Here is a 25,265-nt window from a genome sequence, read left to right as displayed (position 1 = left end):
CTCAAAGGAGATTAAACATGACCAATGCATCAACCTACCGCCGGGTCGGACTGATTGTTCCAAGTTCGAACATCACCATGGAGACCGAAATACCGGCTCTGCTGAAAGCAAGAGAAGCGATTCTGCCGGACCGTTTCACCTTCCATTCCTCGCGCATGCGCATGAAAGCGGTTGTGAAGGAAGAGCTCGAAGCCATGGATGCCGACAGCGTCAGATGCGCGAGCGAACTTTCCGACGCCGCTGTCGAGGTGCAGGCCTATGCCTGCCTCGTCGCGATCATGTCGATGGGGCTTGGGTATCACCGAGCATCGTCCGAGAAACTAAACAGAGCAACCACCGAAAACGGTTGCCCGACACCTGTGCTAAACTCCGCCGGGGCACTGGTGGAAAGCCTGCAGGAGATGGGAATGAGGAAAGTTTCCATCATCTGTCCCTATATGAAACCGCTGACAAGGCTCGTTGTGGACTATATCGAAACCGAGGGCATCGAAGTGCAGGATTTCCTGGCGCTGGAAATTCCTGACAATCTGGAGGTTGCCTCACAGGATCCGGCGGCACCGGCCGAACTATGGCGCAAGCTGGACGTAAGGGGCGTCGACGCCATCGTCGCGTCTGCGTGCGTGCAAATGCCGTCGCTCCCGGCGATTGAAATGATCGAACGTGCGTCCGGACTGCCGGCAGTCTCCGCAAGCGTGGCAACGACCCGGAAAATCCTGCAGAGCCTCAACCTCACAGAAATCGCGCCGGGCGGCGGCGCGCTGCTGTCCGGCGGTCAACTCGCGCGGCTTCCCAAAGTTGCCTGAGACCGGTGAAACAGGATCTGCCGACAAACTGCCGGATCAGGTCGCGCTCTACCCCATCAGTCAGGCAACGACCGCGACCTTTTCAGATCTTTATCTGAGACTGGCCTTCCTCTTCTTCATCGAGGCCGGGTCAAAACGGGTCGTGACTCCCACCCAGGACCTGGTCGGAGAAGAGGGAGATCTTCTCATCTTCCCGCCCGGGTCCATGGTCACCATGGAAAACCGGCCCGTTCTGGATCGCAGCTATCGCGCCGTCGGGATTTCCTTTCCAGATGAGCTTGTCGCCACTGTCTTCGCGGACCAACCGGTCCCGGCGGATCGCGGGGGTATCCAGATTCTGCGGGCCGAACCGCACCGGCCGATGGATCTCCTGCCGATCATTGAGGACACGCTGAGCCAGGAAGCCCTGCCTGACGTCATATTGCGCCATCGCTTGCTGGAACCGCTGATCTGGCTGAAGGACAAGGGCGTCCACATCACCCTGTCGGGCGAAGAAGCCCCGCTGAGCCGGGTGCGCCGGCTGATCGAAACCGACTTGAGCCGTCCGTGGCGCGCAAGCGACGTGGCACGGCACCTTGCCATGAGCGAACCGACCATGAGGCGATGGTTGAAAGATGCTGGACAGGGTTTTGCCAGGATCCTGCGCAACACGCGGCTCGAACATGGACTGAGCCGGCTGCAGACCTCGACCGCTTCGGTTTCAGAAATCGCGCTGGAGTGTGGTTTCAAGACACCCTCACACTTTTCCGACGCTTTCCGGAAACGATTTGGAATAACGCCAAAAGAGATCAGAACTTCGGGAGATTGAGCGTTTTCCGACAGTTTATGATCGACCCTCGGAAGCTGGCAGACCTTTGAAAGACTACCTTTCGATCATTCAAGGCAAAGACCGAAAGGAACGCCAAATGCTTCGCAATTCGATTTTTTCTTCCACGCTCATGTTGGGCCTCCTGGCATCACCGGCCATGGCAACGGATTTCCAGCTCACCAGCACCACTATCGCCGAGGGTCAGCAATTAAACGCGGCCCAGGTCTTTCAGGGTTTCGGCTGTGAAGGCGGCAATACCGCGCCTGATCTGGCCTGGTCGGGCGCACCGGAGGGGACAAAAAGTTTTGCGGTCACCGTCTATGACCCTGATGCCCCCACCGGATCAGGCTGGTGGCACTGGTTCGCGTTCAACATTCCCGCCGATGTGACCGAACTCCCCGCCGAAACCGCTCTTCCCGAGGGCGCCGTGGAACTCGCGAACGACTACGGAGTGGCCGGTTTCGGCGGTGCTTGCCCACCTCCGGGCGAAGTTCACCGTTATGAGTTCACGGTCCACGCGCTCGGCACGGAACTTGATCTGGACGGCAGCGTCAGCAATGCGCTGGCCGGATACATGGTGAATGCTAACAGCCTGGCAAAAACTTCGATTACTGCCGTCTATAACAGGTAGATCGCACTCACGGCACAGGATGCTGAGCCTCATAGAACTCCCCGCCGCGTCCTCCTCCCGGAGTGTTGGGCGCAGCGGTTTGAACGACCAGCCCAGCCGTGTGTTTTCGCTATCGCCACAGAAGGAAGGCGACGCCTGGGTGTGCAGGAATGCCCGGCACTGCCGTGGTGAGTTCGAACTTAGTGATGCAATATTTGGTGTTCAGTACCACGTCCCTGGCAGCACAAGACAACGGGGCCAGCAAAAAGATGAGCCCGCGTCCAACCTTCACACTAGGGCTTTTGATGGTCGCCGCGCCCTCGTCAGTGGCGCGGCGACCTGTTAGCGGATCAAGGTGTCAGCTTGTGGATCATGCCTTCGTCGACGGCCGCATAAAGGCTGCCGTCAGGTCCGAGAACCACTGAGCGGAAGCGGCCAGCCTCCATGCCTTCCGGCAATGTCAATTCCGTTACATCGACCACTTCGGTACCATCGTCAGACAATTCAACCACATCGATACGCTGACCGAGAGGCGTGCCGCCAAAGCCGATGCCCATGATACCGACCACCATGGCGCCGTTCCATTTGCCCCAGGCGTCCCCTTCAAGGAAGGCCGCAGAGGACGTGCCCTGCGACCAGCCGTTGTTGTCCCAGATCGGAAGCATGGCGTCAGGATAGGTATCCAGATCGGTCATCGGCATGAACGCGGCGCGCTCGTAACGGTTCATCCCGTCCATCTGGTTGGGGCTGTATCCGCAATAGTCGTCCGGGCAATCTCCTCGACCAGCCATGTTCGGACGTGGATCCCAGCCGGCATTGCCGCCATTGACCAGGACAGTGATTTCGTCCGAATGCCAAGGGCCATGTTCTGCCGTGATCGGTGTGCCCGTCCCCGGATGGAAGGCGATCCCCTGCACATTCCGGTGGCCATAAGTGTAGGTGCGTTTATCGAACCCGTCGGGCGGTGTGTTCTCCGGCGCAGCTGTGCCATCGGCGTTCATGCGCAGCACTTTGCTGCCCATCAGGGTCGGGCTCTGCGGAACCTCCTCGTTGTGATTGTCGCCTGTCGTCAGATAGAGATAGCCGTCGGCAGGATTGAACCTGACACGCCCACCATTATGCGCCCCCGGACCACCGAACGGGTGATCCGATGCAGCCATCTTATAGGGAACATCATCAACGATGTCCGTGCGCTCACCGACGGACTTGAAGTCGTCGCCTACCTTGAGCCGCATCAGCCGGTTGGTGTGCGGGTCCGATTTCTTGGAAGTCGAATAGACGTAAATGTGCCGGTTGTTGGCGAAATCCGGATCGACTGCGACACCCATCATGCCGGCCTGCCCCTCACAGAACAGGTCGTCTTCCGTTGAGGCGTATCCCGAACTTCCGGTCATGCCCAAAAGTGCGTTTACGTCCCCAGAGGGCATAAGCACTGACAAGCCCTTGCACTTTTCAGTAAAGAACATCGTGCCGTCGTCCAGAAAGGCCATGTCCCATGGGTTTTCCAGATCTTCAAGAACCAGCGTATGCTTGAGGCTCGTCGTGTTCTGCGCGAAGGCCGGCATGGCGGCCATCACCGTTCCCACGGCGCAAGATACCATCCAAGTCTTTGTTCTATTTAACATTTAATCCTCCCACTGTGTTTGACTGGGTTTGCCGCTTGAAGCGATCTTTTATTGTTATCTCGCAGCCCGAAGCTTCTCCGGCTTCGGGTCAAACCGTAGTTCCAGGCCCAATATCCGCGGTGCGGAGCCTGACGTAATTCAACACAGGCGATTGACGTGAGAACGCATCGTCAACACAGTCAACCCGAGTAAAACGCTCGAAAAAACACAACCTTCAAGGCGATAAGGAAACAATAAAGGTCACAATGTTGGTGATATCTTCATCGGAGAGATTTCTGGCGCGCGGTGCCATGAGCGCCGTATTGGGTCCGACCTTTTCGCCGGCCCGGTATGTCGTCAGGCGGCCGACCAAATAATCTTCGGTGTTGCCTGCCAGCTTCGGGAAACTTGCCATGCCTTTGGCGGTAGGACCGTGGCAGGACCGGCACGACTTTTTGTAGAGCTTTTGCCCAGCATCCAGATCCTGCGCACTCGTCTGCGTGGCCAATACCATAGCCAAGGCAGCTAATGAGACAAAAAGGCTCTTCCTCATGCTTACGTGTCCCCTCCCACGATCCACATCAGTTGTTTTTTTATGACAGTAACGGCAAATTTCATATACGCAACACATTTTTGTATTTTAAAATTTAAAACAATTTTACACTGTTTTCCGCTCCCCGGTCCTGAGGTCACTTCATATGTGCGCTGTCCTGTCAAAATGGATTGTTGGTGGTATTCGGATCACGTAACGGTCCGCACAAGCAATTTGACAGTATCGACCTTCAGGAAGTTCACAGGAATAGCTATCGCATCAAAGATTTAGTCTGTCGCTCCGCACGCAGAACTAACCGGTAGTCTTAGCTGTGGATCACGCATCGCAGACTGGATTTTCAACACTACCGGGACAGCAGCATCGTGTACTTGCACAAATGCTTGGCGAGTTGCCTGGCTGGTCACATCAATCGATCGTGATACCTGCAAACGCGTCGGCAAAGAAAGCCAACAGGGTTTCGATGTCGGCCTGATTTCTGAACTCACGATGCGTTGCAACCCAGAGGCCGGTCTGCGGCCCTTCGGGAAGTCCGGCGACCGGTAAAAGCTGCGGCGTGTATTCTCCGACAAAATCCGGAAGCATTGCAAGACCAAGGCCTTTTGACGCCAAACCCGCCAAGGCAAGGAAACTGTCAGCGGAAAACTCAAAGCCGCTTTGGAGACTGCCAAATTGCCATTCTCCGACAGTGGATTGTGCAAATCCGGGAGCAACACCCAGCCATTTGTGTTCCTGAAGCGACAAACCCGCGGTCTTCGCCAGATAGTCGCATGCTCCGAACACGCGAAACCTGACCGAGGCTACCTGTACGCCACTCAGATCCGGTGGCAGATCGGCACCGGGCCTGACCAGGATTTCTGCACCGGACATGGACATGTCGACGGGATCGTTCGACACCGCGATTTCGATATTTATGCTTGGATGCTCCTTTCGCAACGCGCCCAGAAGTCCGGGAAGCAGCAAGCAGGCAATCGCGTCCGTCGTCGCCAGCCGGAACGTTCCTTCGATCCCTTTTGATGTGAGTGCAAGACTTCGCCGAATTCTCGCCGAGGCATCATCCATCAACTTGAGCGACGCCAAAAGCGCCCGCCCCTCCGGACGCAGCCGGTATCCGTCTTTGCTCCGATCGAAAAGCCTCACGTCATTCGCATCTTCCAGCAAGGCAATTCTGCGCAACACGGTTGCGTGGTTCACACCCAGCGCGCGCGAGGCTGCAGACAGCGAACCATGTTCCGCGACGGCGTGCACATATTGAAGATCATCCCATCTTATTCCGTGCATCTACGCACATCCTTATGCATTTATTTTCGCAATTTACCGGAATTTCTATTCGTGAGAAACAATTGATGTTCAAATTTGCACAGATGGAGCGTTCGATGAAACACGAACTGAAATTGATCTGCTCACTGGTTTTCGCGGTCACTGTCAGCGGCACCACGGCAACGGCCCAGGATACATTCGACAATGCGATCAAGGCACGCAAATCCGTCATGGCGCTTTACGCCTGGAACCTGGGCCAGCTCGGCGCGATGGCAAAAGGCGAAGCCGACTACAACGCTGAAGCAGCAACCACCGCGGCCGAAAACATCAGAATTCTTGCCACGATGAACAATGGTGCAGCCTGGCCGCAAGGGTCGGACAGCACTGCCTTGCCTGGCAAGACACGCGCGAAGGTGGAGGCGTGGACAACCTATCCGGAGAGCGCTGAACTCAACAAATCGCTTGCTACCGCCGCAATCGCGATGGCTGAGGTTGCCGGCAATGGTCTGGAGAACGTGCAGGCGAATATCGGGGCAATCGGAAGCGCGTGCAGTGCCTGCCACGACAAATTCCGGGAAAGCCAATAGCACATACGGACCTGGAGGATATGACCACCTTGCCGCGTGCTCCGCTTCTCTCAGCTATGGCTTTGCTGGTCCTTGGGGTGGCGTTCAGCCTCGCCCAAGCCGGGAGCGGACAGCTACCGATGCGAGAGGGCGCGGTTCCGCGTACGACCGGTTCGGTCCCGCACATCCAGATCGGGGCCGAACCGGTACCGGCGCTTTCCGATCAGTTGATCGGACGCGTCGCCGCCCTGCCCGGTGTAGACATCCGCGCAACGGTTATTTCCCTTCCGGGTGCAAAGGGTTTCTGGCTCACCGAAGATGTCGAACTCGCGCATCCAAATGCGATCGTCGGCGGACGGGAATTCGCGCATTTGCATCCGGACGGCAGTCTGCACGCCTCGCTCGCTCCGGAGCGGGCCAGGGAAGCTGTGAAGGCCGGTTGGGCCGCGCCGCATCCCTGGGCAAACCAGCGGCCCGGCTGGGAAGGGTTCGTCCTGATCTATACGCCGCGCACGACCGCTGAAACCGAAATCGTTTTCCAGCTTGTCCTTGACGGATACAACTACGTGACCGGGCGAAATCACGTCGCACCAGACCTGTGAGTATCCGGCTCTGAGAGTATTTCGACGTACTGTGCAGCTCAAAGCGACCGGTAAGCCATGCCTGCTCCTATGGGTTGGCATCCTCCTGGCGATGCGCTTCGACTAAGTCGGCCATGCTGTCGAACCGGAAATCGTAGCGCGGCATCTCGCCCGGGTTCATGGTCGCGCCGAACCCTTCCTTGTCGTGGCGACGGTAGATCCAGCAATTCGCCAATCCATGCCGGTTTGCAGGCGCGTGATCGTGAAACATGCTTTCGGCCGTATGCAGGATCTCGTGTTTCGCGATACCGACCCGCTCAAGTGTCTCAAGCATATAGTCGAAGTTCCGATCAGACGGCTTGTAACTGCCAATATCTTCAGCCGTGTAGATCCCATCGAAGTGGACACCAAGCCTGGCATTGGAGCCGGAAAAACTCAGATTGTCGGTATTGGTCAGGACAAAGAGCTTGAAGTGCTTTTTGAGATACAAAAGCGCTTCGCGGCTGTCCTCAAAGGCGGGCCATTGACGCACAGACTGTCCGTAGGCCGCACACTCTTCCCAGCTAACTTCAACGCCCCATTCTTCCGCAAAACGCCGGTAGACCACACCGAGCAGGTCGGCGTATTTCTTTGCCGGCGTCCAGCGTTGTGTGGTTGATTCATAATAGGCATGCGCTTCCAGGATCTCATCGCGGCTCAGGTGGCGGCTGACTTTGTCGGTCAGCGGTTTGAGACCACTGACCATACCGCTCTCCCAGTCGATCAATGTGCCGTAAACATCAAATGTCAGCGCCTTGTAGTCAGACAGTTTCACGTTCGTTTTCCTTGTACCCGGCCGTCACGGAGCGGTCCGAGACCTGCAGCCGCGCGTGCCTTTCGAGAAACTTCATGAGAATGGCAGTGATTTTCTCCGGCTGGTCTTCCATTGCGACATGGCCGCAATCTTCAAGCACATGCAGTTCAGCGCCGGGAATGATGTCCTTCAGTTCATACGCCCAGTCGACGACCTGCCATGCGTCCTGCGCGCCCCAGAGCAACTGAACCGGCAACCCGGCAAGCACATCGATCAGGCCCGGCAGATCATTCGTGTGCTTTGCGTCGTAGTGCGCGACCTGATGTGTGAAGAGGCTTGCCTGGCCAACGGGTCCCGAAATGAAATCCAGAAAAACATCCAGAGATGTCTTCTCGAAACGTTCCTTGTCAAAGACCGCGCTTAGAAGCCAATCGCGGAAATGACGCTTATGCTCGGCATCCGGGGCCGCGATGAGACTTTCAAGGCCGGCCTGCATCTGTTCCTGAGTGCGCCTGGACGGCCAGGAGTTGAACGAGACGGTGTCGATGAGGGTCAAAGACCGGAGGCGTTCGGGCGAAGTGGCGGCGAACCGCATTGCGATGCCTCCACCGATATCATGGGCGACGAGGTGAAAGTCCTGCACGCTCCAGTGTTGAAGCAAGCCTTCCAGGACCGGAACCTGCCCGGTAACCGACGTATCAATGCGATAGTCCCATGGCCTTTCCGACAACCCGTAGCCGAGGAGATCGTAGACATGCACCTTGTATCCGGCCGCAACAAGGGGCGGAACGACGTTGCGCCAAATGTAGGATGAGAACGGCGTGCCGTGAATGAGAACAACCGGTTCGCCTTCACCGTGAACGCCGTGCGCGATGCGTGTGTTGTTGATCAAGGCATGATCGTTGACAAGATGATGCATTTCCGCTCCCGAGACTTCGTCCTTTCAAAATCTCTAGCGCGCAGATACTATATGAAGCAAATGAATGATTGTCATATCATGATCTGTTTTTGTCATATGGAGCGTTGATGTGTCGGAACGGCTGGAAATAGACGCGTTGCGTGCCTTGCTCACCATCGCGAAGCATGGCGGCGTGACGCGCGCTGCCTCTCATTTGAACGTCTCTCAATCCGCAGTGAGCCACAAGATCCGGCGACTGGAACAGAACCTGGACTGCAGTCTTCTGACCCGCCGGCCGGGCGAACCCCTCTTTACCGATGCCGGTGCGAGGCTGTGCGACTATGCGCGCCGCATCGTGGACCTTCATGATGAAGCACTGGCAACACTCGGCAAGAAACCAGTATCGGGAAAGATTATGCTGGGCATGACCGAAGACACGACGACCAGCGGAATTGCGCGGATCCTTGGGCGTTTCATGCGGCTTTTTCCGAACGTCAAGGTGCAGACGCGAACGAGCCAGAGCCTCTGTGTTCAGGAATGGCTGAGGGCTGGTGATCTGGACGTTGCGGTAATGCAGATCTTCCGGAAAGACATATTGCCGGAAGACCTGATCCTTTTCGAAGACACCTTGCACTGGGTACGTTCGCCCGACCTGGAGCTGGAAACAGACCTCAGCATTCCGTTTCTGTCCTTCGACAACTATTGCTTCTACAAGCGATGGGCCTTTTCGGAAGGCCTTTCCATGGGACACACGTTCGAGAGCATTCTGGAATGCCCGAGTTCGGCCGGGATCCAGAGCGCGGTTCGCTCAGGCCTCGGCGTCGCTCTCCTCAACGGGCTTCACATCACGCCCGACATTTCCATCATCGAAGGCATCTTTCCAAAACCACCCGACATCGTCTTCATCGCGCGCGTGCGCGCCGGATCGGACAGCGCCGCCGTCAAGGCGCTTGTTTCCGAAATCGGCAAGGAAGTGCAGGCCTCCTCGCCCCTTAAACTGGCGGGATGATCAGACCGCTCTTGAATCATTCTTGCAAAGGAACGATTTCGCGGGGACCTCGCTAAATCGCTCTTTGCAAAGGTAACCTGCTCGAAACCAAGAAGAGGTCTCAAGCCGCCTTGGACTTGAATTCGATCCGGCGGCGATGGAGGACAGGTTCGGTATAGCCGTTCGGCTGGCTGGTGCCTTCAAGCACAAGTTCGCAGGCTGCCTGGAATGCGACCGAGCCTTCAAAATCCGCAGCCATCGGCCGATAGACCGGGTCATGAGCGTTCTGCCCGTCAACAACGGCGGCCATGCGCTTCATCGTCTCCAGAACCTGATCCTTCGTGACGACACCATGATGGAGCCAGTTGGCAATGTGCTGCGAAGAAATCCGCAACGTCGCCCTGTCTTCCATCAGGCCCACATTGTTGATATCCGGCACTTTGGAACACCCGATCCCCTGCTCAACCCAGCGCACGACGTACCCCAGAATGCCCTGGGCGTTGTTGTCGAGTTCTGCCTGAATGTCGTCGGGAGCCCAGTTCGGTCGCTCAGCCACGGGAATGGAGAGGACGTCATCGAGTTTGGCCGCTTCACGCGACTTCAGCTCCGCCTGCCGGTCGGATACGGACACCTTGTAATAGTGCAGCGCGTGAAGCGTTGCCGCTGTCGGGGACGGGACCCAGGCCGTGTTGGCGCCGGACATTGGATGTCCGATCTTCTGCTCCAGCATCGCCTTCATCAGATCCGGCATGGCCCACATGCCCTTGCCGATCTGAGCGTGACCCGGCAGACCACAGGCAAGACCGACATCGACATTGTTGTTTTCATAAGCCCCGATCCAGGTCGAGGTCTTCATATCGCCCTTGCGGATCATCGGACCGGCTTCCATCGAGGTGTGCATTTCGTCGCCGGTGCGATCCAAAAAGCCGGTGTTGATGAAGAACACCCGGTCTTTGGCCTGGCGGATGCATTCCCGCAGATTGAGCGTTGTCCGGCGCTCTTCGTCCATAATGCCCATTTTGAGTGTGTTCCGCTCCATGCCGAGCGCATCTTCGACCCGGTCGAAGATTTCACTGGCGAAGGCAACTTCCTCGGGCCCGTGCATCTTCGGCTTCACGATATAGACCGAGCCGGCGCGGCTGTTGGTGTTCCCGCCATTCGCGCCAATGTCATGCAAGGCGATCAGCGACGTTATCATGCCGTCGAGCAGTCCCTCGGGAACCTCATTCCCCTGGTTGTCGAGGACGGCATCGATGGTCATCAGATGCCCGACATTTCTCACAAGCAGAAGCGAGCGGCCATGGAGCGTCAATGCGCTTCCATCCGGTGCCGTATAGTTTCGGTCCCCGTGCAACTGGCGCGTGACCGTCTGACCGCCCTTCTGGAATGTTTCTTCCAGGTCGCCCTTCATCAGGCCGAGCCAGTTGGTGTAGACGACAACCTTGTCGTCCGCATCAACCGCTGCAACTGAGTCTTCGCAATCCATGATCGTCGACATGGCGGATTCAACAATGACGTCCGAGATATGCGCCCTGTCGGTTTTTCCGATCGGGTGCTGGCTGTCGACGTTAATCTCCAGGTGAAGGCCGTTTTTCACGAGCAGGATTTTGTACGGAGCTTCAGCGCTTCCAGAGTAGCCGGCGAACTGCCCCGCGTTTTTGAGCGTCGTGCCGCCATCGGCCGTGGCAATCTGAAGTGCGCCCCCCTCAATACTGAGACCCGTTGCCTCGGACCAACTGCCGCTGGCAAGCGGAGCGGCTTCATCGAGTACACCGCGCGCATATGCGATCACCTCGGCACCGCGTGCTTCGTCAAATCCTCCCGGCTGGGGTTTTGAGCCCATCGCGTCCGTTCCGTAGAGCGCATCATATAGAGATCCCCATCGGGCATTGGCAGCGTTCAGCGCGTAGCGCGCGTTCATAACCGGCACGACAAGCTGCGGCCCGGCGACAGAACCTATCTCCGGATCGACCCGGTCTGTTCCGACCGAAAAATCTTCGCCCTTGGGAACCAGATAGCCGATTTCGCTCAAGAACGCCTTGTATGACGACATGTCCGGCGTGCCGGGATTGGCCTTGTGCCACGCATCGATCTTCAACTGAAGCGCGTCACGTTTGTCCAGCAGTGCCTTGTTCTTCGGCGCAAGATCGTGGATCAGGGAAGACAGGCTTTTCCAGAAGTGGTCCTGGTCGATGCCCGTGCCCGGCAAAGCTTTTTCATTCACGAATTCATAAAGGACGTTTGCGACTTGCAATCCGTGGGCTTCAGTTCGGGCGGTCATTCTTTTCTCCAGACACTCGGCTCGCGTTCGTTTGTAACCATGTGTTTTGGGGTCAAACCTGCCGATCGTCAATCGCACCAACGGGCCCATGACTTTTTCCTTTTTGGAAATAATCAAAAAAATTATCTACACCAACGCGTGCGCGATCCGAAAATTTGGCTTTCCGTCACACCTGCAATCCGTTACCGGTTGCTCTCCGAGCCGCTCTTCCGAACAAGGATCTTTATGTTTGCGATTGCAAGACGATTTGGCGATCTGACCTACGGCAATGCCTTTGTCATGTTGACGCTGACCGCCCTCTTCTGGGGCGGCAACACAGTCGCCGGTCGTCTTGCCGTGGGCGAAGTCTCTCCAATGATGGTGGTTTTTCTGCGCTGGCTGATCGTCGCGGCCATTCTTGTCCCTCTGTTCTGGGGAAAAATCCGTTCGGACTGGGACGTGATGCGGCCCTACCTGCCGCGCATGATCCTGATGGCCGCATTCGGTTTTGTCGGCTTCAATTCGCTCTTCTATGTCGCGGCAACCCAGACGACCGCGGTCAATCTCGGGATTATCCAGGGGTCAATGCCGATCATTGTCCTGATCGGGTCGGTCATCGCGTTCGGCACCAAGGTCCGTTTGCTCCAGGTGCTGGGCATTCTGCTGACACTTGTCGGCGTCACCCTGATCGCAGCACAGGGCAGTCTAGACGTTCTCTTGTCGCTCGCGGTCAACCCGGGTGACGGCTACATGCTGCTGTCATGTGTGCTCTATTCCGGGTATGCCCTCGCCCTTAGAAACCGCCCGAAGGTCTCGGGCCTGACATTCTTTGCGGCCCTTTCGGGGATCTCGGTTATTGCCTCCATCCCAGGGCTCGTGTTCGAAGTGGCCACGGGCAGTGCCCAGTTGCCGTCTTTCGACGGCTGGCTTGTCGTTCTCTATATCGCAGTCTTTCCTTCGTGCCTGTCACAGATTTTCTTCATGCGGGGCGTCGAACTCATAGGACCACCCCGTGCCGGCGTTTTCATAAATCTTGTTCCGATTTTCGCGGCCGTGCTGGCGGTTACCATCCTGGACGAGCCCTTCAAATGGCACCACGGCATTGCACTTATCTTGGTGCTCGGCGGCATTTGGCTCTCCGAGCGCAAAGCAGTTCGTGAGAGCTGAACGGCCATTAGGCATAAATCTCTCGTGAATTTGATATCGCCGCATTCACAAGGCACATTGCGTTTATGGAAACACCATTAATTACAGGCGCCTTTGCGCTTTTATTGATAACAATCTCATTGCTGCAACCGCTCGCTCGGCGGCTCGGTCTTGCGCCGAGTGTCCTGCTCGCCGTCGTTGGTACCCTGATCGGGATTTCCGCGACCTATCTGTTTTATACAAACCATACCAACAAGTTCGACGATTTTGCGCAAGTCTTCGCGGATCCGCCTCTGAACTCAGAGATGATCCTTTACATGTTCCTACCGCTGCTGTTGTTCCAGACAACGCTGACACTCGACATACGCCGAATTCTTGAAGATCTTGTGCCGATCCTTGTTATGGCCGTCCTGGCGGTTTTTGTTGCGACGGCGTTCATTGGCGTCGCTCTCTACCCGCTGGCGGGCATGTCGCTGGTGGTGTGCCTGCTTCTCGGCTCGATCGTTGCCACGACGGACCCGGTCGCCGTCGTGGCAATCTTCCGGGACATCGGCGCACCCGCAAGGCTCGGGCGGATCGTCGAGGGCGAAAGCCTTCTCAACGACGCCGCCGCGATCGTCATCTTCGTGATCCTGATGGGTGTCCTTACGCAGCACGAGTCGCTGACGATCAGCGAAGCCGTGATTGCCTTCGGGCGCTCCTTCATCGGCGGCCTGATTGTCGGTGCCATTCTGGCCCGGGTCGCGGTCAGCCTGTTGTCCCTGATGCGTGATTTGCCGCTCGCGCAGGTGACGCTCAGCCTGGCCCTGCCCTACGGCACCTATGTGCTCAGTGACCAGTTCGCAGACGTTTCCGCCGTCGTTGCCGTTGTCTGTGCCGGCACGATCTTCAATCTTTATGGTCTGTCACGCATCCAGCCCGCCAACTGGCAGTTTCTTCACGCCGTCTGGGAGCAACTCTCGTTCTGGGCCGCTTCGCTTATCTTCCTGTTGTCGGCCATTCTCATACCGAAGCTGGTCGCCGGCTTCACACCCATCGACATCCTGCTGCTGCTCGTTGTTATCGTCGCTGCACTGGCCGCCCGTGCCGTGGTGATCTTTGGTCTACTGCCAATGATGAGCCTTTTCGGTGCCGGACAGTCGGTCAGCAACAAATACAAGACCGTCATCTTGTGGGGCGGCATGCGCGGAGCCGTTACGCTCATCCTGGCACTGAGCGTTTCCGAACACGCCATCCTGTCCGAAGACGTGTCCGGTTTCGTGACCAAGCTGGCGACTGGTTTCGTCCTCTTCACGCTGCTGGTCTACGGCACAAGCTTAAAGCCGTTGATCCGCCTGTTAGGCCTTGATCGCCTGAATGCTCGGGACGAAGCTCTCAGGACCCAGTTTCTATCTCTGGCTCTGCTGGATGTGCGCTCAGAACTCAAAGCTGCGGCAAAAAGCTACCACATCGATGAAAACGTCACGGAAGAAGTACTGAAAGGCTACGAAGACCGAGCCGCAGCTGCAGCCTCGGAAACAAACAAGCTTGAAGAACTCAAGGACTGGGACAGGGTCCGCATGGGACTGATAGCGCTTGCCGATCGCGAGCAGCAACTCGTCCTGGAACACTTTCACGAAAAGACCATTTCCGGGCGCGCAGTTTCGCGCTTTCTGACCCTCACAGGCCGCATAGGTGACCTGACACGAAGCGACGGTCGCAGCGGTTACAACAAGGCAACGCGTCAGCCGTTGAAATTCGGGTTCGGTTTCAGGTTTGCCCAGGCGCTGCAAAGGCGCCTCAGAATTGCACGGCCGCTTGCCAACAGGCTTGCGGACCGGTTCGAGTTTCTGCTGATTTACAGGATCCTCGCCGACGAGCTGATCGACTTCAACAACAGCCGCATAAGGCCGCTCCTGGGAGATCGCGTGGCCGACATTCTGCACGACATGCTGTGTCTCAGACAGGACGAAACCATTCAGGCTGTCGATGCGCTGCGCCTACAATATCCCGACTATGCCGATGCGCTGGAAAGCCAGTTCCTGTTGAAGGCAGGTGTGCGGCTGGAAGAAACCGCCTATGACGAAGCCAAGGGGCAAATGCTGATCGGAACGGAGCTTCACCGGGATCTTCTGCGCGATGTTGAGCGGACCAGGCGAACGAGCCATACGCGGCCAAAACTGGATCTCGGTCTGAAAACCGGGGACCTAGTCGGCGCACACCCGCTTTTCAAGGACCTTCCCCGGAAGCAACAGAAGGCGATCCGGCGGATGATGAGGCCGCAATTCGCAACCCCCAGCGAGAGGCTGATCCGCCGCGGTGACAAAGGCGATGCCGCCTATTTCATCGCCTCAGGTGCGGTGGAAGTTCAGGCACCCACGCATAGCGTCCGTCTCGGACGCGGCGACGTCTTCGGCGAAATCGCCCTCATGACAGGCGGGCGCCGCAGCGCGGACGTTGTTGCGCTCGGGTATTGCCAGTTGCTCAGTCTTGGCGCCCATGACTTCAAGTCTTTGATGGAGGAACACCCGGACCTGCGCGCTCATGTGGTCGAGCTTGCCACAAAGCGCCAGCTCATGAATACCGACAAGGCCGAGCACGAATTGGAAGACCCCGTCGTTCCGCAATTTTCCGACAGTTCATCGCAGGACAATCAGGTTGTTCAAGAGGCTGAACCGGTGGAGGTGGAAGGATCGGCGGCCCCTTCGGACAGCGAGGCTGCGGACAAGGCTGAGCCACCGGCACCGAAACTCCGGATCGAGGTCAAGGAAGAGATCACGCTCACCGAAACGATCGAATTTCCCGATGACACGTCCTCCATCGATGCCGAAGCCGAAGACACAGCGGACAAAGGCGAAAAGAAAGAGACCGCATCAGGATGACGCGGTCTCCGATTAAAGGCAAATGAGCCTCAGCCCGTCTTCTGAATTTCGACAGAATGCGGATAGGGAATGGAGACACCGCCGGCGTCAAAGGCTTCTTTGACCGACTTCAACATGTGAAACTTCAGTTCCCAATAGTCACCGGCGTCACACCAAAGCCGGACGCCAAGGTCGACCGAACTGTCACCCAGATTGGTTACCCGCACCCAGGGCTCCGGATCCTTGTGCACGCGCTCGTCGGCATTGGCGACATCCAGGATAATCTGAATGGCCTTGTCCGCATCGTCCCCGTAGTCGATGCCAAAAGTCAGGTCGAGACGCCGCGTGTCATGAGCGGAATAGTTGGTAACAACCGTTCCCCAGGCCTGACCGTTAGGCATGATGATCTGGACATTGTCCGGCGTGACAAGTTCGGTGACGAAGATGTTGAGATCCTTCACCGTGCCTGACGTTCCGCCGATATCAACGAATTGGCCGATCTTGTATGGCCGGAAGATGATCAGCATGACGCCTGCTGCGACATCGCTCAGCGTTCCCTGTAAAGCGAGGCCGATCGCGAGCGTACCGGCGCCGAGAACGGCGACAAGACTGGTGGCCTGGATCCCGAACAGTTGCAGCACTGCGATGAAGGTGACCAGAAGAACAAGCCACCTTACGATCGAGGCCGCAAATCCGCCGATCGTGTCATCGATCTGCGGCTGGCTGACGATCCGTTTTCTGACCACACGGGACAAAAATCCGGCAAGCATCCAGCCGATAACGAGAACGACGACGGCCTTGGCCGCGTTTATGAGTAGCGGCATATAGGCCGCCACCTGATCCATTGAGTCTTCCATGTGACCCCTCCGATGAAACCCAACCCAACGACGTCGACTTAAAAGCAGATTTAGCGCCCGGTCAAAACAACCGTATCTGCGACCAGAGATTGGGATTGGGCGAGCCGAATGGCCCGCCCCCTTTTCTTAGCGGACACCGTCGCGCCAGTCCTCCAGAAACTGCGCCATTTCCTCATTGCCGCAATTGGTGATGAACTTCGGATAGAGAATGCTACCGGCCTCCAGCAACAAACGCGCACAAGTGATGTAGTCAGCCTCCGGGCGTCTCGGCGCAAATTCCGATCCATGAAGTACCGTATCGAGGGCGTCTCCACCAAAGTCGTTCTTTCGCGCCAGATCCGGACCAAGCGAGAGAAAGTAGACCATTTCCTCCGCAAGGCCGTTCCAACCCGCAACATGAAGGGGTGGCAGTCCCATGCTGTCGGGCACATCCGGATCCAGTCCCGCGTCAACGAGCCGTTTCATGTGGTCAAGCTTGCCCGGGATGAACGCCAGCCGCGTGAGCAGACCCTGGTCCTCTTCACTCAGGCGCTCCGTTTCTAACCGCCCTGGCGAGCTCTTTCCCGACGCACATGCGGCAAGAACGATCTCGTTGCGGCCAAGCGGCCTCTCATGACCTTGCGCTGCCAAATAGTCTGCCACTTCATTGTTGCCGTAAATGAGCGCCATGGCATGGGCGGTGTGTCCGTCCCAGACCGCTTCCGGATCCGCTCCGTGTTTCAGAAGCAGTTTGACAACACATACGGAGCCGCCTCGCCTGGCCGCCTGATGAAGCGAGGGTATCGTGTTCATCGGCTGCCCGCTCGGGTGGTCCGGCACGCTCAGGTTGGGATCAGCGCCTCCCTCCAGCAAGAGCCTGACCATTTCTTCGTTGTCGAAATCGAGAGCCCTGGGCAACGCGTTCGTCCCGTCCGGCAACGCACCGTGTCTCAAAAGAGCTTCGAGGGCTTTCGTGTGACCAAGTTCAGTGCTGTGGTAAAGGCTCTCATCGTCATTCGGATTGGCGCCACGTTCCAGCAACCACTCGCCAAGTGCGAAATTGTCTGCATGACAAAGAGCCCCGTAAAGGGCCGATATCTTGTAGTCTTCGCCCGGCTGAGCGGGATATCCGTCATCGACATCGGCACCGCCGGCAACCAGAAGCTCGGCAATCGCCAGCATGTCATGAGCCTTCTCGGGACTACGATGTATTTCCTTTGAATAGGCCAGATGCAGGATCGGCGTACGCACGCCTATGACCTGCGTTGCGGCTAAGGGGTCAGCGTCCAAGGCAGAGCGAACAGACGCCAGATCGTATAACGCTATTTGGAGCCCCAGATTGGCGTCCTTCAAACCGGGGTCGTCCTGTAACAGCCTTTCAATGACCCAGTTTTGTCCGAAATAGAGCGCCATTTTCAGCCGCTCGGCTTTCTCCTCGCGGCTCATGGCCGCGCTTTCCAGAGCGAATTTCAGCTTGGGCCAACTGTCCTGTCCTGCCTCGCGGGCAACAACATGAAGGAAGTCAGCGTGCCTGAGGTCCTTGTCCTGGCTGACATGAGATGCGAGGCGGGCACGCGCTTCGGGATCCCCCTTGGCATACGCCTTGCGTAAGCGGCGCGCGGCCTTCTTGTGAGATTCAAGTTCGTGGGATACGCCGTCTGACATGGCTTTTCTCCTGTTAAAGCTGCCCGGGTGATCCGCTTTGTTCGGGCGCAGGTGAAAAACCAGCTATATGCGTCGGGTGTCAGGGTGCTTTCGCTTTCCGCGGATCCGGCTGCCGCCCTCGTCGGCTTTCAGAACGCTGCACGAACAAACGGCAAATTGCAAGTCTGTTCGTGTCTGCAAACCCCTTGTCAGTTTTCGGCAGGCCCCAGATCGGCCGGTGCTTCAATGTCTTCTGGAACGAAGAAATCGGGAGCAAGCGACAGGCTGGGATCGACGCGGTACTTGTCAAAGTCGCTCACGCCCCGGCTTGCCAGGAATGTGTCATCGATGACGAATTGCCCGGTAAAGTCCTTCGACGGTGATACGAAGATCTCGTAAGCGGCGTCCGCCAGGATATCCGGTGTCCGGCTCTGTTGCATCATCTTGTCCCCGCCGATGATGTTCTTGATTGCAGCTGTTGCGATCGTCGTCCGGGGCCAAAGAGCATTCACGGCAATTCCCTTGTAGCGTAACTCGCCCGCAAGGCCGAGCACCACAAGGCTCATTCCGTATTTCGCGATTGAGTAGGGCGTGAAGGGCGCAAACCACTTTTCCTGCATGTCGAGAGGTGGCGAGAGCATCAGAATATGCGGATTGTCTGCGTTCTTAAGATGCTCGATCGCGTGCTTGGAGCAGGCAAGCGTGCCGCGTGTGTTGATCTGGTGCATCAGATCGAACCGCTTCATGTCTGTCTGTTGCACGGGTGTCAGTTGAATGGCACTGGCATTGTTGACGAGAATATCCAGCCCACCGAAATGATCCGCGGTCTTGTCGATCGCCGCTTTCACCGCCACGTCGTCGCGCACATCCAGCACAATCGGCAACGCCTTTCCACCCGCCGCCTCGATTTCCTCTGCCGCGGTAAAAATCGTGCCTTCGAGTTTTGGATGGGGCTCAGCGGTTTTTGCGGCAACGGCGATGTTTGCCCCGTCTTTGGCTGCTCTCAAAGCGATCGCCTTTCCAATGCCGCGCGACGCGCCTGTGATGAAAAGCGTTTTGCCCTTCAAAGACATGGTGTTTTCTCCCGAGTTCCGCCGTCACGGCGTTTGGTTTGTGTGATGACCCTGAAGGAATGCCGTTCCATGGTTGTTGTTCCGGCAACCTGACTGTTCAGGAGTGGTTCGCCCAAAACACGCTGCTGCCTGTCCCCAGGTACGCGCTCAGGCCTTCTTCTTTGACATGAAGGCCTGAAATGCCGCGATTGTCTCCGGTGCCGACAGGCGGCTGGCGAAAATCTTGATTTCTTCTTCAACACGGTCTGAGAGGGCGTCCGTATTGCCTCTCAGGAGTTTTCTTGAAAGCGCCATTGCTTCAGGCGGTTTGGAGGCAATCTCCTGTGCGCAGGCGAGCGCTTCCGCGTCAACGTCGGTTTCGACAATCGCGTTGACCAGCCCAACACGTTCGGCTTGCTCGGCGTTCAGCGGTTTGCCGAGGCACAAAAGCTCAAAGGCGCGCGCATGACCCATCAGCTGAGGCCCAAGAAGGCTTGAGCCTGCCTCGGGGACCAGACCGAGATCGACGAAGGGAGAGCGGATGAAGGCACGCGGGCTGGCGAACACCATGTCACAATGCATCAACAATGTTGTTCCGACACCGATCGCAAGGCCGTCGACAGCAGCGACCAGCGGCTTTTCATTTCGCACCAAAGCGCGCAGGAAGCGGACGACCGGCGTCTCCGACATGGCGGACCTTCCGGCGTATTGCAGGAAGTCTCCTATGTCGTTGCCTGCCGTGAAGACCTCGGGTTGACCGCAAATCAGATGGCAGCGCAGTTCCTTGTTCTCGTTTCCAGCCTCCAGTGCCTCTGCAAGATCGGTGTACATTGCCCCAGTGAGGGCATTCTTTTTCTCCGGCCGGTCGAGACGCAGAGTTTGGACGCCGTTTTCGAAGCTTTTGCGGATCATGCCAAATCTCCGGGTTAGGACGCGAGCGCTTCAGCGTCGAATGCCTGAATGGCTGCGGCAGACAGGACGATGTCAGATTTCAATCCGGAGGTTTCGCCAAGGATTGTTTCGCAATAACTTCGCGCAAGAAGCATGCGCTCAGCAAGCTTTCGCGCAGGTTCGGAGACGGATCTCAGCGCGCCTTTCGCAAGCAACGAACCGCCAAGAACAAGACCGGCGAGCCGGAGATAGGGCGTAGCTCCGGAGAGCGCATCGTCAACCCGGTTTTCAGACAGCGCGGCAAGCATGTAACCGGTCGCCTCCTCCAGATCCGCGACGCTGTTTTTCAAGCAATCGGCCGTTGCGCCGAATTCAGGTCGGTTGGAAGCTGCCACTTCGTCGGCGATGTCGCTGAGTTCGGAAATAAACTGCTTCACGTGAGCACCACCCGAAAGGGGCAACTTGCGTGTCACCAGGTCGATCGACTGAATGCCGTTTGTCCCCTCATAGATTGGGGCGATGCGGGCGTCGCGCAGGTGCTGGGCGGCTCCGGTTTCTTCGATGTATCCCATGCCGCCATGGATCTGGACACCGAGCGATGCGACCTCGACGCCGAAATCCGTCGACAGCGCTTTTGCAATCGGCGTGAGCAGACCTGCACGCTCGTTCCAGAATGCCCGACTGTCGCCGTCGGCGGCGATCTTGGCCATGTCGATCGCATGCGCGCAAGCGTAGCAGATTGCCCTTGCAACCTGCGTCTTGGATTTCATCGACAAGAGCATGCGCTTGATGTCGGGATGGCGTGCTATGGGGCTCATGCCGCTGCCTGTTTCGCCCGTCGCTTTTCCCTGCTTGCGCTCAACGGCGTAAGCCAATGCGTGCTGATAAGCCCGCTCGGCAACACCCAGCCCCTGAATGCCAACCGCCAGGCGGGCGTTGTTCATCATCGTGAACATGCACGCCAAACCGCGATTTTCCTCTCCGACAAGCCAGCCTATTGCGCCGTCTTCGTCTCCATAGACCATTGTGCAGGTCGGAGACCCGTGAATGCCCATCTTGTGCTCAACCCCGGCAACACGAACATCGTTTCGTTCGCCCAAAGACCCATCCTCATTGACCAGAAACTTGGGCACCAGAAACATCGAGATGCCCCTGGTTCCAGCCGGAGCGTCCGGCAGACGGGCAAGCACCATATGAACAATGTTGTCCGTCAGGTCGTGATCCCCATAAGTGATGAAGATCTTCTGGCCGAAAATGCGATACGTTCCGTCATCATTGCGTTCAGCACGCGCCCTGAGCGCGTTGAGGTCGGACCCGGCCTGTGGCTCGGTCAGGTTCATCGTCCCCATCCATTCGCCGGACACCAGCTTTTCCAGATAGGTGCTCTTCAGCTTTTCAGATGCATGCCTTTCCATGGCCTCGACAGCGCCGATCGTTAGTGTGGGACCGATCGCGAACGCCATGGAACCGGAGTTCCACATTTCCATCGCCGCCGCAGACAGCATTTGCGGCAGTCCCTGTCCACCTGCTTCAGTGTCCGCCGACAAACCGTTCCAGCCGCCCTCTATCCAGGCATGATAAGCGTCGCGCCAACCGGGCGGTGTCGTGACCTTGCCATTTTCCAGGGTTGTGCCGTTTTTGTCGGCAACGGCATTCAACGGCGCGATCTCTTCGGCAGCGAAGCGACCAGCCTCGTTCAGAATGGCATCGACGAGATCATCGCCCAGTTCCGCGTGATGCTCCGTCTTTTGCAGTTCGTGCAGGCCGCAGACATGTTTTAAAGTGAAGGCAATCTCGTCAACTGGCGCGCGGTACATCCAGGTCCTCCCAAGAACCATTCGGCTCTATTAAGCCGGCGAATTTTTGTTTTTTCTGTTCGATGCTTGACGGCATTACTGGTTAGCCGCAAAAGGCCCTTGAAACAGCCGTTCGACCGGACAATAGACCACTTGACGTTAACGTCAACCCATGTCGCTACGGCAGGTCGGCCAGTTTTCGTTCATTGCGCCGCCACAACGTGACAGGGTTTTGGAAAATGCAGCGCTGGAAGGTCGACCTCAGCACAACGGATTGGCAAACCGCACCCGAAGCATCCCAGGTCTGCACCGCGCTCTCCAACGGCGAGCTTGTCGCAGTGCCGACAGAAACCGTTTATGGCCTGGCCGCCGACGCAACCAACGGTCTTGCCTGTGCCGGGATTTTCGAAGCCAAGGGCCGCCCGCAATTCAATCCGCTGATTTCTCATGTTCCAGCTCTTGCGGACGCACAGGAGCACGGGAGCTTCGGGCCAATGGCCCTCGCACTGGCGGAGGCTTTCTGGCCGGGGCCGTTGACCTTGGTGGTGCCCAAGAAAGAAACGTCTTCCATTTCCGATCTTGCAACCGCCGGACTGCAGACGGTGGCCTTGCGCGTCCCGCAAGGCCCGGTTATGCGGTTCCTATCGCAGAAGGCAGGCGTGCCGCTCGCCGCTCCAAGCGCCAATCGATCGGGGAAGATCAGTCCGACGCGCGCGGAGGATGTCGTCGCGGATCTCGGGCACGCGCTGAGCTTCATTGTCGACGGAGGTGCCTGCGAGGTCGGCATCGAATCCACAATTATCGGATTGACCGATGCGAAACCGCGATTGTTGCGTCCGGGTGGAATTGCGCGAGAAAGCATCGAAGCCGTTCTCGGTGTCTCGCTTGAAGGCGCCCCTTCAACGATGCAACCGGACGCACCATCGGCACCTGGAATGCTGGCATCGCACTATGCGCCGGATGCCAATATGGTTCTGAACGCACAGGAGGCCAGGCCTTCGGATGCCTTGCTCTCATTCGGACCGGACCGTCTACCCGGCGCAGAGAACGCCCTCGCGGAGTTCAACCTGAGCCCGAGTGCTGACCTTCGGGAGGCCGCATCGAGATTATTTGCAGGCATGCGTGAACTCGATCAAAGCGGCGCAAATGCCATCCGGGTTCAATTTATCCCCAGCTTTGGCCTTGGCGAGGCAATCAACGATCGCTTGAGGCGCGCAGCTGCTCCGCGATGACCGACAGCTGCTACAATTTGTGCTGGCATACGAAACACTGTCCAAAACATCGCTGTGATGCTTTTTTTGGCAGCACGAAAAAAAGGCAGGTTTTTCAGCACTTCGCGCGTAAAACTTATCCCGGCAGTTGAAGCCTGCCTACTCCAAGATGACCCGTCTTCGCTATAAGAATCCAATATAACAGATAAACAAAATTCAAGTTTACAACTGCTATACACGCAAGCATTTGAGTCCGAATACGTTTGTTTCAAAAGACCGTTTTCAAACTTATCAACATCAAGAGCCTGCCGGATTACGGTAAAAAGCTCGCATTCCCTTACGAGAATCACTTAGTCTTGTTCACAGAATTGAGATGCAGCGGACCTCCCCTCGGGCATTGCGGTGCTCGCACCTTAAAACAGGCCGGCAAATGTGCCGGCCTTCTTTTTGGGAAGATGAAACCCGCGCAGCCCGGGCACCGACTCGATAGTCTAAGACCTATCATCAATTGACAGTACTGTCCGGGGCGGCTCTGATAGACGCCATCAGACTAATAATCAGTTCTTTCCGGAAACGCCCCTTGTCCACGCTTGTCCTGCACCATTCTTGCTATGTCGACCATCTGACGCCTCTCGGGCATCCTGAGCGCCCCGACCGGATACGCGCGATCGACAGGATCCTGGAACACGAAAAATTTCAATCGCTGGAACGCGACCACGCGCCGGTCGCAGCGCTGGAGGACATCGCCAGGGCGCATCCGATGGCCTATATCGACCAGTTACACCGCCTGGCACCCGATGAAGGTGTCGCGCGCGTGGACGCAGACACAACCATGTCGCCCGGCACATGGGAAGCAGCCCTCAGAGGCGCCGGCGGCGCTTGCCGTGCGGTTGATGAAGTCCTGACAAAGAAAGTCAGCAATGCGTTTTCCGCGTCCCGCCCACCCGGCCACCATGCGGAAAAAGAACGGGCAATGGGGTTTTGCTTCTTCAACAACGTCGCGGTCGCCGCCCGGTATGCCCAGGAAAAACATGGTATCGGCAGGGTCGCTATCATTGATTTTGACGTTCACCACGGCAACGGAACGCAGGACATCTTCTGGGACGATGCCAGTGTCATGTACTGCTCCACGCACCAAATGCCGCTTTATCCGGGTTCTGGCGCCGCAACAGAGACCGGTGAGGCAAATACCATCGTCAACGTCCCGCTGGCACCCGGCGAGGATGGCCTAGCCTTCAAGGAAGCCATGGAGGTCGCCATTCTGCCGCGGCTTGATGACTTTGCGCCTGAGCTGGTCATCATTTCGGCCGGGTTTGACGCCCATGCGCGCGACCCGCTAGGTGGCCTCAATCTCTTGGAGGCCGATTTTGCCTGGGCAACAAGGGTGCTGATGGATGTCGCCGACAAACACAGTGATGGCGCAGTCATCTCCGTGCTTGAAGGTGGATACGACCTGGAAGGCCTTGCCCGATCCACCGCTGCCCATGTCATGACGCTGATGACGGGCTGAGAGCCAGGCTGGGAAAAACGACGGGGATCATCACTGCTATCTCGCCGTTCGCATCTTGACCTGCGCGCCGAAGCCCGCGAGTTTCCATCAGAACCGTTGGAGCCAGAAAGGGACCCTATCGATGAGCGATGCTGCAGGAGATATTTCCAAGCTTTCTTTCGAGGATGCGCTCAAGCAGTTGGACACGATTGTGCGGGAACTTGAACAGGGCAACGTTCCATTGGAACGCAGCATCGAGATGTATGAGCGCGGCGACGCTCTTCGCAAGCATTGCGACACTTTGCTGAAATCGGCAGAAGCCAAGGTTGAAAAAATCCAACTGGGCCAAAACGGCGAAGCGTCTGATACCACGGAACTCGACCCTCAGTAAGCATTGCCTCCACAGTGTAAGATCGAAGGGTCTTCAGCACACCGTCCATCTTGCACCTTGAACGGATCCCGGTCATTTCGAAGAACTGAAAGTTGCCTCACAGACTGCTTGTGAGTCGCGTTCAGTCCAGGATTCATGAGGGTTTCTCTTTCTGCTCTCAGGCCTCTTTCAAAGAATCTCGGATCGTTCCCTGCACTGTGCCCGGCCAGGCACATTGCGATAAAAACGCACTTCAGTTGCTATTTTTC

Annotated in this window: 22 protein-coding genes; 11 read left to right on the top strand and 11 right to left on the bottom strand. The window is 57.3% G+C overall.

Annotation, left to right across the window (positions count from 1 at the left end; all coding sequences use genetic code 11):
• Positions 1–17: 17 nt before the first annotated feature.
• From ABVF61_RS17830 to ABVF61_RS17820, 3 genes are all read left to right on the top strand, one after another.
• On the top strand, positions 18–803 hold the full coding sequence (locus ABVF61_RS17830) for a maleate cis-trans isomerase family protein (protein ID WP_353994881.1): 786 nt from the start codon (positions 18–20) through the stop codon (positions 801–803).
• Positions 796–1,611, top strand: coding sequence for a helix-turn-helix transcriptional regulator (locus ABVF61_RS17825; protein ID WP_353994880.1), 816 nt, complete (start codon positions 796–798; stop codon positions 1,609–1,611). The genes ABVF61_RS17830 and ABVF61_RS17825 overlap by 8 nt, the downstream gene beginning before the upstream one ends.
• 97 nt (positions 1,612–1,708) lie before the next feature.
• Positions 1,709–2,242 carry a YbhB/YbcL family Raf kinase inhibitor-like protein gene (locus ABVF61_RS17820; RefSeq protein WP_353994879.1) on the top strand — a complete coding sequence of 178 codons (534 nt, stop codon included), beginning with the start codon at positions 1,709–1,711 and terminating at the stop codon, positions 2,240–2,242.
• Positions 2,243–2,571: 329 nt separating this feature from the next.
• Here the strand turns inward: ABVF61_RS17820 and ABVF61_RS17815 are convergent, their stop codons facing one another.
• The 3 genes from ABVF61_RS17815 to ABVF61_RS17805 all read right to left on the bottom strand — a co-directional run bounded on the left by ABVF61_RS17815 (position 2,572) and on the right by ABVF61_RS17805 (position 5,656).
• Positions 2,572–3,846, bottom strand: coding sequence for a PQQ-dependent sugar dehydrogenase (locus ABVF61_RS17815; RefSeq protein WP_353994878.1), 1,275 nt, complete (start codon positions 3,844–3,846; stop codon positions 2,572–2,574).
• Between the two features lie 214 nt (positions 3,847–4,060).
• The gene (locus tag ABVF61_RS17810) at positions 4,061–4,378 is read right to left on the bottom strand and encodes a c-type cytochrome (protein ID WP_353994877.1); all 318 of its coding nucleotides are present in this window, start codon (positions 4,376–4,378) and stop codon (positions 4,061–4,063) included.
• Positions 4,379–4,783: 405 nt separating this feature from the next.
• Positions 4,784–5,656, bottom strand: coding sequence for a LysR family transcriptional regulator (locus tag ABVF61_RS17805; protein WP_353994876.1), 873 nt, complete (start codon positions 5,654–5,656; stop codon positions 4,784–4,786).
• A 95-nt stretch (positions 5,657–5,751) separates the two neighbouring features.
• Between ABVF61_RS17805 and ABVF61_RS17800 the strand changes: the two genes are divergently transcribed.
• The gene (locus tag ABVF61_RS17800; RefSeq protein WP_353994875.1) at positions 5,752–6,222 is read left to right on the top strand and encodes a c-type cytochrome; all 471 of its coding nucleotides are present in this window, start codon (positions 5,752–5,754) and stop codon (positions 6,220–6,222) included.
• A 20-nt stretch (positions 6,223–6,242) separates the two neighbouring features.
• Entirely contained in the window at positions 6,243–6,803 is a 561-nt protein-coding gene (locus ABVF61_RS17795) for a luciferase domain-containing protein (RefSeq protein ID WP_353994874.1), read from the top strand.
• Positions 6,804–6,870: 67 nt separating this feature from the next.
• Here ABVF61_RS17795 and ABVF61_RS17790 read toward each other — a convergent pair whose 3' ends face one another.
• Both ABVF61_RS17790 and ABVF61_RS17785 read right to left on the bottom strand, forming a co-directional pair.
• A complete protein-coding gene (locus ABVF61_RS17790) occupies positions 6,871–7,596 on the bottom strand; it encodes a haloacid dehalogenase type II (RefSeq protein ID WP_353994873.1) in 726 nt (241 codons plus the stop codon).
• Positions 7,583–8,494: an alpha/beta fold hydrolase gene (locus ABVF61_RS17785; RefSeq protein ID WP_353994872.1), complete on the bottom strand. Its 912-nt coding sequence runs from the start codon at positions 8,492–8,494 to the stop codon at positions 7,583–7,585. Before ABVF61_RS17785 ends, ABVF61_RS17790 begins: the two co-directional genes overlap by 14 nt.
• Before the next feature lie 109 nt (positions 8,495–8,603).
• Between ABVF61_RS17785 and ABVF61_RS17780 the strand changes: the two genes are divergently transcribed.
• The gene (locus ABVF61_RS17780; RefSeq protein ID WP_353994871.1) at positions 8,604–9,482 is read left to right on the top strand and encodes a LysR family transcriptional regulator; all 879 of its coding nucleotides are present in this window, start codon (positions 8,604–8,606) and stop codon (positions 9,480–9,482) included.
• A gap of 100 nt (positions 9,483–9,582) precedes the next feature.
• Here ABVF61_RS17780 and ABVF61_RS17775 read toward each other — a convergent pair whose 3' ends face one another.
• Complete coding sequence (locus ABVF61_RS17775; RefSeq protein WP_353994870.1) at positions 9,583–11,742, bottom strand: malate synthase G; 2,160 nt, start codon at positions 11,740–11,742, stop codon at positions 9,583–9,585.
• A 225-nt stretch (positions 11,743–11,967) separates the two neighbouring features.
• On the opposite strand from ABVF61_RS17775, the gene ABVF61_RS17770 reads away from it, so the two are divergent.
• Both ABVF61_RS17770 and ABVF61_RS17765 read left to right on the top strand, forming a co-directional pair.
• Positions 11,968–12,888, top strand: a complete 921-nt coding sequence (locus ABVF61_RS17770; protein WP_353994869.1) for a DMT family transporter — start codon at positions 11,968–11,970, stop codon at positions 12,886–12,888.
• A 65-nt stretch (positions 12,889–12,953) separates the two neighbouring features.
• Positions 12,954–15,728, top strand: coding sequence for a cation:proton antiporter (locus ABVF61_RS17765; protein WP_353994868.1), 2,775 nt, complete (start codon positions 12,954–12,956; stop codon positions 15,726–15,728).
• A gap of 29 nt (positions 15,729–15,757) precedes the next feature.
• Here the strand turns inward: ABVF61_RS17765 and ABVF61_RS17760 are convergent, their stop codons facing one another.
• The 5 genes from ABVF61_RS17760 to ABVF61_RS17740 all read right to left on the bottom strand — a co-directional run bounded on the left by ABVF61_RS17760 (position 15,758) and on the right by ABVF61_RS17740 (position 21,947).
• Positions 15,758–16,564 (bottom strand): mechanosensitive ion channel family protein, encoded by an 807-nt coding sequence (locus ABVF61_RS17760; RefSeq protein WP_353994867.1) that lies wholly within the window; start codon positions 16,562–16,564, stop codon positions 15,758–15,760.
• Between the two features lie 126 nt (positions 16,565–16,690).
• Complete coding sequence (locus ABVF61_RS17755; RefSeq protein WP_353994866.1) at positions 16,691–18,208, bottom strand: ankyrin repeat domain-containing protein; 1,518 nt, start codon at positions 18,206–18,208, stop codon at positions 16,691–16,693.
• Between the two features lie 188 nt (positions 18,209–18,396).
• Positions 18,397–19,260, bottom strand: coding sequence for an SDR family oxidoreductase (locus ABVF61_RS17750; protein WP_353994865.1), 864 nt, complete (start codon positions 19,258–19,260; stop codon positions 18,397–18,399).
• A gap of 147 nt (positions 19,261–19,407) precedes the next feature.
• Positions 19,408–20,151 (bottom strand): crotonase/enoyl-CoA hydratase family protein, encoded by a 744-nt coding sequence (locus ABVF61_RS17745; RefSeq protein ID WP_353994864.1) that lies wholly within the window; start codon positions 20,149–20,151, stop codon positions 19,408–19,410.
• A 14-nt stretch (positions 20,152–20,165) separates the two neighbouring features.
• Positions 20,166–21,947: an acyl-CoA dehydrogenase gene (locus tag ABVF61_RS17740; protein WP_353994863.1), complete on the bottom strand. Its 1,782-nt coding sequence runs from the start codon at positions 21,945–21,947 to the stop codon at positions 20,166–20,168.
• A 218-nt stretch (positions 21,948–22,165) separates the two neighbouring features.
• Between ABVF61_RS17740 and ABVF61_RS17735 the strand changes: the two genes are divergently transcribed.
• The 3 genes from ABVF61_RS17735 (at position 22,166) to ABVF61_RS17725 (ending at position 25,017) form a co-directional block, all read left to right on the top strand.
• Positions 22,166–23,158 (top strand): L-threonylcarbamoyladenylate synthase, encoded by a 993-nt coding sequence (locus ABVF61_RS17735; RefSeq protein ID WP_353994862.1) that lies wholly within the window; start codon positions 22,166–22,168, stop codon positions 23,156–23,158.
• Positions 23,159–23,717: 559 nt separating this feature from the next.
• Complete coding sequence (locus ABVF61_RS17730; protein ID WP_353994861.1) at positions 23,718–24,647, top strand: histone deacetylase family protein; 930 nt, start codon at positions 23,718–23,720, stop codon at positions 24,645–24,647.
• Between the two features lie 121 nt (positions 24,648–24,768).
• On the top strand, positions 24,769–25,017 hold the full coding sequence (locus ABVF61_RS17725) for an exodeoxyribonuclease VII small subunit (protein WP_353994860.1): 249 nt from the start codon (positions 24,769–24,771) through the stop codon (positions 25,015–25,017).
• The last annotated feature ends 248 nt before the right edge of the window (positions 25,018–25,265 follow it).

Source organism: Roseibium sp. HPY-6, assembly GCF_040530035.1.
In the GTDB taxonomy this organism is placed as follows: domain Bacteria; phylum Pseudomonadota; class Alphaproteobacteria; order Rhizobiales; family Stappiaceae; genus Roseibium.
Note: the sequence above shows the minus strand (reverse complement) of the source record. Positions and strands in the feature narration are given on the sequence as shown.

Coding starts and splice junctions, on each gene's coding strand:
- ABVF61_RS17785 (WP_353994872.1), bottom strand. CDS start 8,494: ATGCATCATCTTGTCAACGATCATGCCTTGATCAACAACACACGCATC.
- ABVF61_RS17755 (WP_353994866.1), bottom strand. CDS start 18,208: ATGTCAGACGGCGTATCCCACGAACTTGAATCTCACAAGAAGGCCGCG.
- ABVF61_RS17725 (WP_353994860.1), top strand. CDS start 24,769: ATGAGCGATGCTGCAGGAGATATTTCCAAGCTTTCTTTCGAGGATGCG.
- ABVF61_RS17765 (WP_353994868.1), top strand. CDS start 12,954: ATGGAAACACCATTAATTACAGGCGCCTTTGCGCTTTTATTGATAACA.
- ABVF61_RS17815 (WP_353994878.1), bottom strand. CDS start 3,846: ATGTTAAATAGAACAAAGACTTGGATGGTATCTTGCGCCGTGGGAACG.
- ABVF61_RS17735 (WP_353994862.1), top strand. CDS start 22,166: ATGCAGCGCTGGAAGGTCGACCTCAGCACAACGGATTGGCAAACCGCA.
- ABVF61_RS17820 (WP_353994879.1), top strand. CDS start 1,709: ATGCTTCGCAATTCGATTTTTTCTTCCACGCTCATGTTGGGCCTCCTG.
- ABVF61_RS17800 (WP_353994875.1), top strand. CDS start 5,752: ATGAAACACGAACTGAAATTGATCTGCTCACTGGTTTTCGCGGTCACT.
- ABVF61_RS17830 (WP_353994881.1), top strand. CDS start 18: ATGACCAATGCATCAACCTACCGCCGGGTCGGACTGATTGTTCCAAGT.
- ABVF61_RS17775 (WP_353994870.1), bottom strand. CDS start 11,742: ATGACCGCCCGAACTGAAGCCCACGGATTGCAAGTCGCAAACGTCCTT.
- ABVF61_RS17760 (WP_353994867.1), bottom strand. CDS start 16,564: ATGGAAGACTCAATGGATCAGGTGGCGGCCTATATGCCGCTACTCATA.
- ABVF61_RS17795 (WP_353994874.1), top strand. CDS start 6,243: ATGACCACCTTGCCGCGTGCTCCGCTTCTCTCAGCTATGGCTTTGCTG.
- ABVF61_RS17745 (WP_353994864.1), bottom strand. CDS start 20,151: ATGATCCGCAAAAGCTTCGAAAACGGCGTCCAAACTCTGCGTCTCGAC.
- ABVF61_RS17810 (WP_353994877.1), bottom strand. CDS start 4,378: ATGAGGAAGAGCCTTTTTGTCTCATTAGCTGCCTTGGCTATGGTATTG.
- ABVF61_RS17770 (WP_353994869.1), top strand. CDS start 11,968: ATGTTTGCGATTGCAAGACGATTTGGCGATCTGACCTACGGCAATGCC.
- ABVF61_RS17805 (WP_353994876.1), bottom strand. CDS start 5,656: ATGCACGGAATAAGATGGGATGATCTTCAATATGTGCACGCCGTCGCG.
- ABVF61_RS17740 (WP_353994863.1), bottom strand. CDS start 21,947: ATGTACCGCGCGCCAGTTGACGAGATTGCCTTCACTTTAAAACATGTC.
- ABVF61_RS17750 (WP_353994865.1), bottom strand. CDS start 19,260: ATGTCTTTGAAGGGCAAAACGCTTTTCATCACAGGCGCGTCGCGCGGC.